Origin of the sequence: Bacteroides sp. NSJ-48 (assembly GCF_014287405.1) — a bacterium.
GTDB lineage: Bacteria > Bacteroidota > Bacteroidia > Bacteroidales > Bacteroidaceae > Bacteroides > Bacteroides stercoris.
In genome coordinates, this window is sequence record NZ_JACOOD010000070.1 from 1 (window position 1) to 12,301 (window position 12,301).

The following is a 12,301-nucleotide window of genomic DNA, read 5'->3' on the forward strand; positions in this document are numbered from 1 at the left end:
TGCTTTTGTCACCTTTGGATTTCTCCTCCAGCTAAGTCGTTGAGGATAGGTCTGTTGAACTCTAACCTAATCTCTTGCCATAGAGATATTTATTGTGTAGCCTATATGGGCGCATCGAAATCGTACCACAAGTTTTTGTTCAAATCAACTTTGAATGAAGCGGTTTGCTCAGTATGCAGTGGCGACAAGTACCACCACCTAGTACCTTTCTTATTTATAGGCTCATATCCTTTGTCTGCGAGGAAGGCGGATATTTGGATTGTCTTTACTTCTTGTATAGTCATCATACGAGATTGAATTGTTGAAATGTTGAATTGTTGAGAGAAATGGCTGGTGAAAAGAAAAACAGCTTTCTCTTTTGCCCAGTTATGCTTTTTGTTGAGATGCTGTTGAATTGTATTTGTTTGAATATCAAATACTAATTTGTTATCCTCAACAATTCAACGGCTCAATATAAGGTTACATTCCTAAAGAATCTATGAAATCTTTGGTCACCGTATAGAAACGCCCAACCCTGCTGATAGCTGATACTCGTCCCGGTTTGCCATAATCGCACTGGTAAGTGAGATAGGTAAGCGCATTGTGTGCCGGAACAAGCCGCCAGACATCTTTAACCACCTTTCGTATTTGCCATTGCTCCACCTTAACCCCGTTCATTGTCAATAGAGGAATCAAATCTTGTGGAATAAAAGAAAATTTGTCCACATGCTGCGTTTCCATAATATCGCGTATCAGTTCCACCATGTCCAACTCCGTATGATTGCGGTTACACTGAATGATGCGGTCAAGAGCCTCAGTCCTAATGAGAGCTGGATTGAACCACATACGCCCTTCCTTGATGGTGGATAGGGGACGGTGCTGTAAATGGTAGAGAAATGCCGGTATCTGCTCTTTGAGCTTCAGTAAGAAATTGGTGTCATCACTTTCGAGCGGACGGATTTTGCGTACCCAATAGCGATTTTCTCCCGGATCTATGATAACGGGATAGAGTTCGTTATTGGAGCAGAGTACGAATTTGGCAAAGAAGTTCACCTCCTGCCTGTCTTTTCCTTTAGCTTCCACTTTGTAGGTTTGGGCAGTGCTGAGATTCTTCAACCTTTCGGAATCTTCCCTGCGACTCAGTAAAACTTCATCTACCACAATAAGAAGTTTGCCAGCCCAGTCTGCATTGAACTGGCTCCTAAAATCCTCATTTGTATTAAAGGTGGCATTGTCTTGAAAGATACTTTTGAGAAAATTCAAGAATGTGGTCTTGCCTGTGTTACGTTCCTCTGATACCAATAGGAGTATGGGCAATTTCTGTGTAGGCAGCGTATAGAGTAATTGCATATAGTCCACTCCTAATTCGTATTGTTCCTCAAAGATGTGATGCAGCAATTTCTCAATATCGGGGAAATCACCTTCTGTCGGAACGTGGTCAATTGGTTCATAGAGATTGTAAAAGCCAGCGATTTCCTTTTGGTAGTTAGTATGGCTCGGCACTGTACAAAAGCCATTATACTTTGTGATGGGAGGAATATTGTCTTTGCCGTAATCTTGCCGGATTGTACCAAAGCTCCATTGTATTCGCCGAATGACTGTTGTGCCATCGGCCAATGGCTGCTGCACTACCTTATATATGGTGGTACCTACCCGAATGTATAATTCTTCCATATTGTTTCTCTTGGGATTATACGTTCAATTCACTACAACCGTGGCCCTGTACTTTTGATTTCACAAGTGAAACAATCTCCCTTTTTGAGTAAAGGTTACGCCCACCTAACTTGTGAACGATGATAATGCCCTCTTTCTGCATACGCCACAAAGTGGTGTAGGTGATGTGAAGACGTTCACATACTTGGTCGCGCGTATAGTATTCGTCACTCTCTTCTGATGTCAAATCGGATTGGGGTTTCTTTCCTACCAACTCTTCCACCAATTCGGAAACAACCTGCTTGAGGTCATCCTTCTGTAACATGATAAAACTTCCTTGCATAATATGTTGTTTAAATGATTATGCTGCGAAATTACTATGGAACACAAAGAAAGCACCTCGGTAAAAATCGTGTCAATTTCTGCCGAGGTGCTTTTAACAGGATAGCGTTTCTTTTTAACTAATCAAGCGTTTATGGTGGAATCAATATACATCAGGGGAAAGCAGAGTGCGCAGTCTTATGCCTATCAACTTCGCTTGTTCCTTTCCAATTTGAATGGCTCTTTCTGACAAATTCAAATTATAATCATAGTCATGTTCATTGATAATGGCATTATAAAGGGCTTCTGCCCAGTCAAAGCCAGATTTGAATCCAAGAGACGGGAACTTCTCCAAAATGGCAGTATGGAAAGTTCGGTAATTATAAGAGTCATTAAGCAAGCCACCATTAGCCAACGCAGCAAAGATATAGGCAAGAACGGAATCTGTACCATTTGTTTCCATCCATTCGGTGAGTATTATCTGTATCTCATTGGCAAGAAGTTCCACATGAGGTTGTATAAGCATTTCTTCAAGCAGGACACAGGCTTGCTTGCGTCCACGCCGACCTTTGGATTCTTGTAAGGTGGAGCTGACCACTTCTTTTGCTACACCATTTTTACCCATAGACTTCCATGCGCCTTTGGTATAAGCCGCTTTGTCAAGGCTGGCAAGCATTAAAGACCTTACGAATTCTCCTCCAAAGCCTTTCTGCCAGACGGAGGAGCTCTCATCCATCATTGTTTTAGAAAGTAAATCTGCCACCTTAACAAAACCATCGTCAAATATCATCCAGTAGAACGCACTGCACATGAAAGGATTGTTATGCAGTAACTTCTGTTTCGTAGCCTCTTGATTAAATGTAGAATCGAACAAGGTTGTCAGTTTCTCATGGACTTGCAGATGGTTGCTTGCGAATTGGGCTTTATTGTAGCTTTCTGTTCCGGGACAAAGACTTTCAAGCAATTCTGCAATGCCTTTAATTCCATTGAGTGATAGCATTTCAGTCAAGTAAGTAATACCTTTAAGAACGAAAGTCATGTCACCTTCGTATGCTTTGGCAAAAAGATTTGTGAATTCTTGATAGTCTTCGGGATGGTCATAGTGCCAGCGGCGCAAACTCAGTAAATTCAATTCCTTGTTGACCGCCTCCTGAGTTTCACGTTTCTTGTCCTCTAAATAGGTATGAATACCATCTTTGATATATTTTGCATCCTCAGATTGCTCAAAGTTGGTCATGGCATTTTCTATTTCCTCAACCCCATTATCCAGTTCCAAATAGCAATACAGACAACAAGCGGACACATTTCCATCTTTTATGGTATTGGCAAATCTGTCAATTATCTTATCGGCATTTTCTTCTGTGGTCATAATCTCCAAGATTATGCTTTGGAGCGTGGCCATTTCATCGTCTATCAGTTCATTGTAGTTATCACACAACGGATTCCTTAAGACTGATTGAATCTTGCCCTTAAAGTCTGAATAGATTTCCCGATTCGCCTCAAGCCATTCCTGCATTTCCGATTGACTGGGATAGTCTTCATGGTGAAATTCCTTCATATCATCATCCATATAAATAATGTGGTGATTGGTTAATCCTTAAGACACGCCAACGGAATAACCTTTACTCCATCAAGACGAGTGTAAGCCATGCTTCCACCAGTCATAACAATAAGCAAATCGGGTTCCCGAAGAGGTACTTGTTTTTCCGTTTTGTTGTGCTCCTGTATGAGCCTTTTGAGTTCGAGTAAGTGTTTAGATCCTTCATCAATTTCGCTACTACCGAGCTTACACTCTATTAAAGCATATCGCCCATCCTCCAAATGTAGCACTATATCCGCTTCCAAATCGTATCGGTCATGGTAGTAAGATACATGACTATTTAAATCAATGGTGTACGCCTTTAGGTCACGAATACACATCTGCTCAAAGATAAATCCAAACGTCCTAAGCTGCATACTTAATGCCTCTGGAGATAACCCCAAAAGGGCAATCGGTATAGAAGGGTCACAGAAGCATCGTTTTACACTGCTTCTGATAGCGGTCTTGCTTCTTATGGCAGGACACCATGCACTTATGTTCTGGATAACAAATAGTTTTTCCAAAGCCGAAACATAATCATCAAATGTATCTATGTGGCAACTTACTTCGCCAGACGAGGTTACATCATCCAAAAGAGATTTTTTCTTGACCAATGTCGAAACATTCCTAGCGTATGCCCGAAGTATCATGCTGGTCAGTTTGGCATCTCTTTTCTTTCCATCAATGCCGGAAACATCGTCAGAGCAAATGGTTTGAACATAGTTCTTTGCCACAAGTAATTGAGCTTTTGGAGTACGAGCCAACAAGGAAGCCGGCCATCCACCTCGGGATGCAGCAAAGATTAGGTCTTCGACGGTCATCTTAGACATTTTACCGTCAATATCATAATCAGGATTGTTGAAAAGTTCTTTCAATGAAACTTCACCCGTAGATTCTTGCGACTCCCACAAACTCATAGGCAACATACGCAATCGGGCAATACGACCAGCTCCAGAATGATGTATTTGAGATTTGTCAACAGCATTGGAACCAGTGAGTATAAATTGTCCGGGGACTTGGCGGTCATCAACAGTTGTTCGTACCGCATCCCACAACATTGGAGCATCTTGCCACTCATCAATAAGACGAGGCGTATCTCCTTTTAACAGAATGGATGGCTTGGTTTTAGCTGTGGCTAAATACTCCTCACGCATACTTGGGTCTTGCATTCTCAAGATGCTATTGGCAAGTTGAGATGCCGTAGTGGTTTTACCGCACCATTTGGGACCTTCTATCAATACTGCCCCAAATGCATCCAGTAAATCTTGCAGCAGGGCATCGGCAGTTCTTTTATAATAACTCATATAATATACTTTTTCAATGGCAAAGATACACATTTTCTGCAAATTACATTGCTAATTCGTGCTTTTTGTGGTAATTCAATCCATTTTTTTGCGGCGTTTCATTCGGTGTTTTTGCGGTGTTTTGTTCCGCGTTTTTGCGGTAATTCATTTAGTATTCTTGTGATAAACGGATTGTATTAGTCAGATAAATTAGCTATTAACTCCATCCGCTCCTCTTCACTCAAACCTTTCAGCATCTCAAGCAAGGCTTTCTTATCTACAACCGGGGTAGCCTCCTTGGGTTTCTCATTGAGTAAATAATGATTATACTCCAGCATTTTTGCAAGAGGATAAGCACCGATATAATTGGAAGTAATGTCACCGCCACCACTATGTCCCATGCTGTCGCTTATGTATTTATAAGGTACAACTCCTGAATTATTAAGGTTGGTGGCGAAGCTATGCCTTGCCCAAGTCGGTGATGGCATTTGCTCCATTTCCAACAGCTTGGCAACTTTGGCCATGTGTTCACGTATATATCTATTGTAGCGTTGGATAACCCATATTTCTTGTTCGGGCGAAAGAAGCTCATTCATTATGGGGAATACTCGCCTTCCGAGCTTAGGGACATTACCGTATCGGTTAAGTATCTCTTGTATTTCAGGGGTAACGGGAAATATCACTTCACTGGCACTCTCATTTCGCTCACGAGTCTTGTGCCGAAGAAAACGCAGTTGTTTGCCATGAGTGGCATAGTATAGTTCATCATAAGTCAGACGGAGAGTATCGGCAAGGTTTTGCCCATCACCTAAATACATAAAAAGGAATAATCCAAGGTCGCGAAATATGGCATACTTCTCCCGCCCAAGGAATAACTCGTTTCCGTCCTTGTCTTTTGCCTCGTCAGCTTTCCAGAAGTCATAAAGTTTACGCATGGTAGCCACATCAAGAAACTCATGCTTGCGGCTTTGGGCTTTATTGTAACCTGTGTCTTTGAACATCTCTTTGGTATCCCCTTTCATCAGACCATTTGAGATACACATATTGATAATGGTTCTCAGGCTACGAAGCGCGATGGCAATAGTGGTGGTACTCAGTTCGTTCTTTTTCATGATTCTCACCCACTTTATGATAAACTCCCTGTTAATATCAGCAAAGGATACATCTGTTCCCAAGTCTTTTACAAAACGGTTGCGCACATCCTTGCTACAACGAGCAGAACCAGCTTTGCCCTCATTGGTCTTAGATTGGATATATGAATCCCACACCGTAATAATGGTGCTGTCATCATCCTTTCTACCTTGGAATCTGTCTTGTAGTTTACGAAGAGAGAAGTTGTTTTCTGAAATAAGTTGATTGGCTATAAGCTCCACTCTATCCATCAGATTCTTCATGTCGTTTCTCTCTGTCAGTTGAATACGGCGGCCACTTTTCTCATAATCACAGAGAGCCAACCATTCTTCCATGGTGTACGTTTTGCCCAAACGAAGAAACACTTTCTGTCCGGCATGACATACACGCACGGCAACAGGAAGCGGTTGCGAGTAATCTCCTGCTTTTCGTATGTCAAGAGTCAACGAACCATATACGTTGCCATTCGCAGCGGTAAATTTTGCAAGGCATTTCTCGCCTCTCGAAGAGGGTTTTACTTCCTCTTTGGCCATTCCGGTGACCTTATCCGTTCCTTCTTTCCTCATAATGCGTTAACTTACAAGTGATATTTCGCCAATTTTGGTGACCTTCAGGTGACCTTTTCGCATGAAAACTACCGCAAATGTACGTATTTTCCTGCAAACCACAAAATCCAATAATCGCTGATTATCAGCATATTTACATCCCATGTAATTACATGAAACACCACACAAAAAGACTCATAATCTGGAGGTCCCTGGTTCAAGCCCAGGCTGGTCCACAAACTAAAAGGCTGATTCCTAACGGAATACAGCCTTTTTTGTTTGCAGACCCTCCAGATATAACTCTGTTGCTCTTGGTTGATTTACTCCTATTTTAAGCAGATGTTGACTAATTGTTGACTAATTAAAATAGAGCTAATATGCTGACTATTAAAGCTGAGATTAAAAGGAGTGAACTAAAAGTTGACGGAACTTATAACGTCAAGATTAGATTCACATTAGACCGCAAGGTAAAACGCTTATCCACCAACCTGTTTGTAACTCAACAAGACCTAACTAAATCCCTCAAATTCAAAGAGGACACTTCCATTAAGAGAGAAATAGATAGGCTTGTTCTCTATTATAGGGAACAGTGCTTAAAACTGCAATTAGACCAAAATCATTATTCATTGGATGAGATAATTGAGTTCCTAAACGGAGAGCAAGAGAAGCAACAGACCATTGACTTTATAAAGTTCAGTCGTGAGTGGATAGCTTCTACTACCATAAAAGGAGCACCCAATTACACTACTGCCATCAATGCTTTGGTACGGTTTGTAGGTAAGGAAGAATTGGATATAAATCTTATCACCTTAGACTTCTTGGAACAGTTCAAAGCATTTTTAATTGGAGAACGTGATGCACGTACCAAGAAACTAATGCAGCAAGGTAAACGTGTGACCTCTAACCGCACCCTTTCCCTCTACTTGGTAAGCATCAAGAAGCTGTTCAATGAAGCCAAACGTAAGTTCAATAAGAAAGACAAGAACCTTATTCTTATTCCTAACTCACCCTTTGAGGACTTCAAGATACCTAAACAGGAAGCTACACGTAAGAGAGCCATTCCAGCAGACATCATTAAAAAGGTGTGGAAGCTGCCTTATAAAGACATGAAGAAAGGATATAAGTCCACCTGCCGTTATAACTTGGCTAAAGATTGTTTCATTCTCTCATTCTGTCTTATTGGAATCAATTCAGCAGACCTTTACAATGCTACTAAAATGAGAGGGAACACTATTATCTATAACAGAACCAAAACCAAGGCTCGTAGATTGGATGGTGCAAAGATGATGGTAGATATTCCTAAGATAGTGCAACCTCTTATTGATAAGTACAAGGATAGCACAGGAAAACGTCTGTTCAACTTCTATCAATATTATGGGGATGAAAAGACATTTAACAAGGCTATCAATTCTGGATTGAAAGAGATTGGTTCAATATTAGAAGTAGATGATTTGGAGTACTATGCAGCGCGCCATTCATGGGCTACTATTGCATTGAACAAAGTAGGCATAGACAAATATATAGTCCATGCAGCCCTTAATCACATAGACGACTCAATGAAAGTGACAGACATTTATATTGAACGTGACTTTGTAAATGAGAACAAGGCTAACGCCAAAGTTGTGAAGTACGTGTTTGGTAAGTAAGCTAATAATTCCTCACTTGCAGCAAATGCAGGTGAGGATTATTTTTTAACTTTGTACTGAATTAGAGCAAAAAGCATTATGGATGATAATCTGTTCATTGAATATATAAACTCCCCTTATGAAGAGCCACAAGATATGCTCCCTAAGATTGATGAAACTATGCTGACTGATATGGAGAGTAGTTTAGAAACTGATTTCAAAAATGAATATCAGCATGAAGATGTTACTTCTATTTTGGAGAGCATTGAATATATCAGAATCTATTGTAGAAACTTCCCATGCTTCAATGGCTTCGATTATCAACCACTCCAAGCTCCATTTGCATACTATCGTAGTAGAGAAATCTATCTAAAAGAACTACCCTTTACAGAAGATGGATTTTATAAATTCACGTACATACAGGATGCAATAAAAAAGTTAGGGCTAAAAGCTCAACCTACATTTGAGTTTATTGCATTCTTATATCATATTATTAAGGTGTGGAGCGAGAATCAGATAACCACAAGTGGGACAAAGATTGATAACATTCTCTACTTATTGAAGGAGCAACCCAATACCAAATTAACTATGAATATTAAGGTAGGCAGTAAATCCTTCGAGTTTAACAATTCATTGTTCATTCAATCTTTATTGGAGTTCTATTCTTCCCATGACCTTGTCTCTCATGGTCTCATTGAAAGAGAGAATAAGAGAGTGAGAGAACGTACCATCCAATATTCTTTGGTCAAAACATTGTTAGACTATCTTCCCATCAAAACTGATAAGTCTGAGGGAGTCAGCTTTGTACAGGCAGAAAGAGACTTAGCTTTATGCACTTTATATCTATGTAAATTACTAATGGGTGACCCTGCATACGTTTGTACCAAAGATAACAACGCTACATTTGACAAGTTGATGAGAGACTTCAAAGACTTTAATATTACACTTCATAAGATGCTAACCTAATGATATTCAGCAACGTAAAAACAGGGATATAAAACTTACTCTTACATACCCTATTTAAGAGACATATCTTTGCACCGCTTTCAGAAAGCTGGCAGGCACGTTGCCACAGACTAATCACTGAAAGCCCCAAAGACATGAAGAACTTAAATTTATTGTTCATCGAAGGTAACCGCACTAAAATTGACAACTCTAACGTAGTTGAATCTTACAACAAGATTAAGGCATGGGGATTCATCGAAACAATGCCTATTGAATACTTCCCAATGGAAGAAGCTAAGAATAAATTAGGCGGTAGAAAGTTGTACAGACCTACTATTACTCGTAAGAAAGGGGAAGGCTCTGCTACTATCAGCAATTTCGAGATTAAAATGGTTGAAGTACAGGAAGCAGACTATGACAAGTACGACGGTGTTTGTGGCGATGGTCAGCATAGAACAATAGCCCTCATGTTTGATGAATTGAAAGATGTTACAGCTACTTATCAGCCAGTAAAACTCTCTAAAGAGAATATGGATATATTGGCTTACATATCAATACGTAACAATGGCAGGAAATGGTCTAATGATGATTTTTATGCTTCCAATATTTCAACAGGAGATACTAATGCAGACTATATCCTTAATAAAAGGAAAGAAGGCTATATTCCTGCATTCCTTTTCAATGTTTATACTCTTGGAACATCTAATCTGACAGCAGCACAAATCAAGTCAATCCAACAAGGATATAAGAAACTCTCTGACTTTAGTAAAGTTCAAATCAGCAAAGATACACAAGATAAGGGAGATAGAATCTTAGCGGCATTAGAATCTAACAGCTTCATCTCTAATGATAGGTTTACTGGACGTTTTGGAGCAGGACTGAAAGCATTCTTTACTGAATGTAAGGATATAGAAATAGTTGTAAACACTATCAACCATATCAATAAAGAGAATTGGAATAAGTACTTCACCCCAATTGCAGGTCAGAGCATGGAAGCCAAATCTTATAAGGAAGCTCTAACTAAATTGACAGAACAAATAAAGAAGTAACCTGTTCGATAGCCCATGTGACAGGTGGGCTTCTCTACTCCAAATTCTTGGGTTTAGCATTTCAGCCTTATAGAACTATCTCAAATTACCCATTATATGAACTTTAGACATATCTAAGATTCTATAATTGGGGTTACAGCTAACAGATTTTTAAAAGCCAACAATATATGATAACCAAGTTAGATATTCAAGAGAAAGATGGATTCCTTACCATGAAGGACTTCCCTATGAACTGCATCTTTAATAAGGTCAAGACAGGTTGCGGTGCTACTACCATAGCACTTACCAATAACGAGAATTATATCATTACTGTTCCAACCACAGAACTGATTGAGAACAAATGCTATCCAACTAAAGATGCAGATGGTAATGTGAAGTTCTGGAAGAAACATGAACGCAGAGCAGGATTAAGTCCTGTTGTTAATAACCTGTTTGGCTTATATGGAAATTTCACCTTAGAGCTAAAGAAAAAATTAAAGGATTACTTATCTTCTGTTGGAGTAAAGAAGATTATCTGCACCTATGACAAGATAGACAAGTTGATGGAGTTTATCAATCCTAAAGACTTTAAACTGACGATTGACGAATACCACAACTTCCTTAAACAATACTCATTCAGAGACAAGGCTATTAATGGGGTGTTGGCTCACTTTAAAGAGTTCAAATCCTATTGCTTCTTGTCAGCTACTCCTATTCCAAACAATTTGAAGCCAGCAATCTTCAATGACATTCCAGAATACATAGCTGATTGGAATACAACAGATGATATTACTGTTTATCCTTACCATACAGACAAGCCTTATATGGTAGCAGCCAAGTTTATCAAGACCTACCAAGCTAAAGGTTGTCTGAATGTGAACGGCATAGAGAGCAAGGAAGCATATTTCTTCATTAACAGCGTTACAGAGATTAAAGCCATACTTAAACAGACACAACTAACAGAGGATGATTATAGAATTATTTGTGCTGACAATCCTAAGAATAGAAGAACCTTAGAAGAATATACTATATCAAGTTCTGCTGACGCTCCCAAGAAATTCAACTTTATCACTTCCAAATCATTTGAGGGTGTGGACTTCCATTCTGAAACAGGATTATGCTTTGTTGTCAGCAATGTTCAGAACAGACACACATTGGTCAGCATTGATATGGATATACCTCAAATTGTAGGAAGAATCAGAACCAAGTCCAATCCATTTAGAAATAAAGTAGTCCATATCTTCAACACTAAAGCTACTGACCATTACACAACATTTGAAGAAATGGAGCAGATTGTGGATAAGGAAGTAAAGGCAGCACAAGAAAGGGCTGATATGCTTAATAATACCAAACTATCAGAAGCGGCAACCAAGCAACAGATTAATGAGATTAAGAAAGTTGGGATTGAATCTTACCTATCTTATCAAGAGAATAAATTTGTCGTTAATGATATGGTAGCCAAGTTACAGCTTTACAGCTATTATATTGCTACTGTGGTTTACCAATCAGACAAATCATTAAGAGAAACTTATGCCCAATCTGGAATAGTAACTACTAAAGGTAAATGGCATATCGCACCAGAGAAGTTTGTCAAGGAATTAATTGTAAAGCCAACTTTCAGAGAACTACACAAACGATATTGTGAAATCAAAGCAAACCCAATGACATTTGACTTGCAAACCATTGATATAGAACATGAATATCCAATCTTAGGCAGAGCTTACCGCCAACTTGGAGTGAAAGAATTAAAGCGATTGCGAACCATCAAATCCATTCAAGAGGCTTTAGGTGAAGCATAAACCTATCTCATAAGATGATTACATAAGTTTATAGTGTAACGAGCGAGGAGGTACACTACATTATTATCCCCCCTCATGGCTCTAAATAAAAAAGAATGCTTTAGAAATGTAGTCCAACGGCTGACAGGAATAAGCATTCTTATTAATCCAAGAACAGGCACGATGCACGATTATCACAGTCTGCCAATAATTTACTAATACTCCTCATTTCCTTTGAAAGAATCTTTAGGGAAAGACATAGGACAGCCTAAGATGCAAGCGAAGAAATTCACTTGTGTTTTAGGTTTGTTCTTGTTAAATCCATTCAATCAATAACCATTTAATTCAATTTCATTATGAGAGATTTAGTAATTATGCCAGCTATGGCACAGCGTAGAGAATCATTAAACATGGGTGAGTTTGCAGAAGAAGCA

The 12,301-nt window shown here is 39.3% G+C and carries 10 protein-coding genes; 4 read left to right on the forward strand and 6 right to left on the reverse strand.

The features are described from left to right. Positions 1 to 101: 101 nt before the first annotated feature. From H8S52_RS18740 to H8S52_RS18765, 6 genes are all read right to left on the reverse strand, one after another. Positions 102 to 287, reverse strand: coding sequence for a CHC2 zinc finger domain-containing protein (locus H8S52_RS18740; protein ID WP_229533274.1), 186 nt, complete (start codon positions 285 to 287; stop codon positions 102 to 104). 172 nt (positions 288 to 459) lie between these two features. Next, entirely contained in the window at positions 460 to 1,653 is a 1,194-nt protein-coding gene (locus H8S52_RS18745) for a primase-helicase family protein (protein ID WP_117899906.1), read from the reverse strand. 16 nt (positions 1,654 to 1,669) lie between these two features. Continuing rightward, the gene (locus H8S52_RS18750; protein ID WP_117899905.1) at positions 1,670 to 1,975 is read right to left on the reverse strand and encodes an AlpA family transcriptional regulator; all 306 of its coding nucleotides are present in this window, start codon (positions 1,973 to 1,975) and stop codon (positions 1,670 to 1,672) included. 141 nt (positions 1,976 to 2,116) lie between these two features. After that, positions 2,117 to 3,523, reverse strand: a complete 1,407-nt coding sequence (locus H8S52_RS18755) for a DUF6043 family protein (protein ID WP_117899904.1) — start codon at positions 3,521 to 3,523, stop codon at positions 2,117 to 2,119. Positions 3,524 to 3,543: 20 nt separating this feature from the next. Continuing rightward, positions 3,544 to 4,836: an ATP-binding protein gene (locus tag H8S52_RS18760; protein WP_117899903.1), complete on the reverse strand. Its 1,293-nt coding sequence runs from the start codon at positions 4,834 to 4,836 to the stop codon at positions 3,544 to 3,546. 176 nt (positions 4,837 to 5,012) lie between these two features. Beyond that, positions 5,013 to 6,512, reverse strand: a complete 1,500-nt coding sequence (locus H8S52_RS18765; RefSeq protein ID WP_117899902.1) for a phage integrase SAM-like domain-containing protein — start codon at positions 6,510 to 6,512, stop codon at positions 5,013 to 5,015. Positions 6,513 to 6,868: 356 nt separating this feature from the next. Here H8S52_RS18765 and H8S52_RS18770 point away from each other — a divergent pair, with 356 nt between their 5' ends. The 4 genes from H8S52_RS18770 to H8S52_RS18785 all read left to right on the forward strand — a co-directional run bounded on the left by H8S52_RS18770 (position 6,869) and on the right by H8S52_RS18785 (position 11,888). Then, the gene (locus H8S52_RS18770; RefSeq protein ID WP_011108551.1) at positions 6,869 to 8,137 is read left to right on the forward strand and encodes a phage integrase SAM-like domain-containing protein; all 1,269 of its coding nucleotides are present in this window, start codon (positions 6,869 to 6,871) and stop codon (positions 8,135 to 8,137) included. A gap of 78 nt (positions 8,138 to 8,215) precedes the next feature. Beyond that, positions 8,216 to 9,082, forward strand: a complete 867-nt coding sequence (locus tag H8S52_RS18775) for a hypothetical protein (RefSeq protein ID WP_011108552.1) — start codon at positions 8,216 to 8,218, stop codon at positions 9,080 to 9,082. A gap of 134 nt (positions 9,083 to 9,216) precedes the next feature. Further along, the gene (locus H8S52_RS18780) at positions 9,217 to 10,110 is read left to right on the forward strand and encodes a hypothetical protein (protein ID WP_011108553.1); all 894 of its coding nucleotides are present in this window, start codon (positions 9,217 to 9,219) and stop codon (positions 10,108 to 10,110) included. 167 nt (positions 10,111 to 10,277) lie between these two features. Then, positions 10,278 to 11,888, forward strand: coding sequence for a DEAD/DEAH box helicase family protein (locus H8S52_RS18785; protein ID WP_011108554.1), 1,611 nt, complete (start codon positions 10,278 to 10,280; stop codon positions 11,886 to 11,888). The last annotated feature ends 413 nt before the right edge of the window (positions 11,889 to 12,301 follow it).

Bases quoted from the DNA above. Each gene is read 5' to 3' on its own strand.
- H8S52_RS18785 (WP_011108554.1), top strand. From the start codon at position 10,278: ATGATAACCAAGTTAGATATTCAAGAGAAAGATGGATTCCTTACCATG.
- H8S52_RS18755 (WP_117899904.1), bottom strand. From the start codon at position 3,523: ATGGATGATGATATGAAGGAATTTCACCATGAAGACTATCCCAGTCAA.
- H8S52_RS18740 (WP_229533274.1), bottom strand. From the start codon at position 287: ATGATGACTATACAAGAAGTAAAGACAATCCAAATATCCGCCTTCCTC.
- H8S52_RS18765 (WP_117899902.1), bottom strand. From the start codon at position 6,512: ATGAGGAAAGAAGGAACGGATAAGGTCACCGGAATGGCCAAAGAGGAA.
- H8S52_RS18745 (WP_117899906.1), bottom strand. From the start codon at position 1,653: ATGGAAGAATTATACATTCGGGTAGGTACCACCATATATAAGGTAGTG.
- H8S52_RS18760 (WP_117899903.1), bottom strand. From the start codon at position 4,836: ATGAGTTATTATAAAAGAACTGCCGATGCCCTGCTGCAAGATTTACTG.
- H8S52_RS18780 (WP_011108553.1), top strand. From the start codon at position 9,217: ATGAAGAACTTAAATTTATTGTTCATCGAAGGTAACCGCACTAAAATT.
- H8S52_RS18775 (WP_011108552.1), top strand. From the start codon at position 8,216: ATGGATGATAATCTGTTCATTGAATATATAAACTCCCCTTATGAAGAG.
- H8S52_RS18770 (WP_011108551.1), top strand. From the start codon at position 6,869: ATGCTGACTATTAAAGCTGAGATTAAAAGGAGTGAACTAAAAGTTGAC.
- H8S52_RS18750 (WP_117899905.1), bottom strand. From the start codon at position 1,975: ATGCAAGGAAGTTTTATCATGTTACAGAAGGATGACCTCAAGCAGGTT.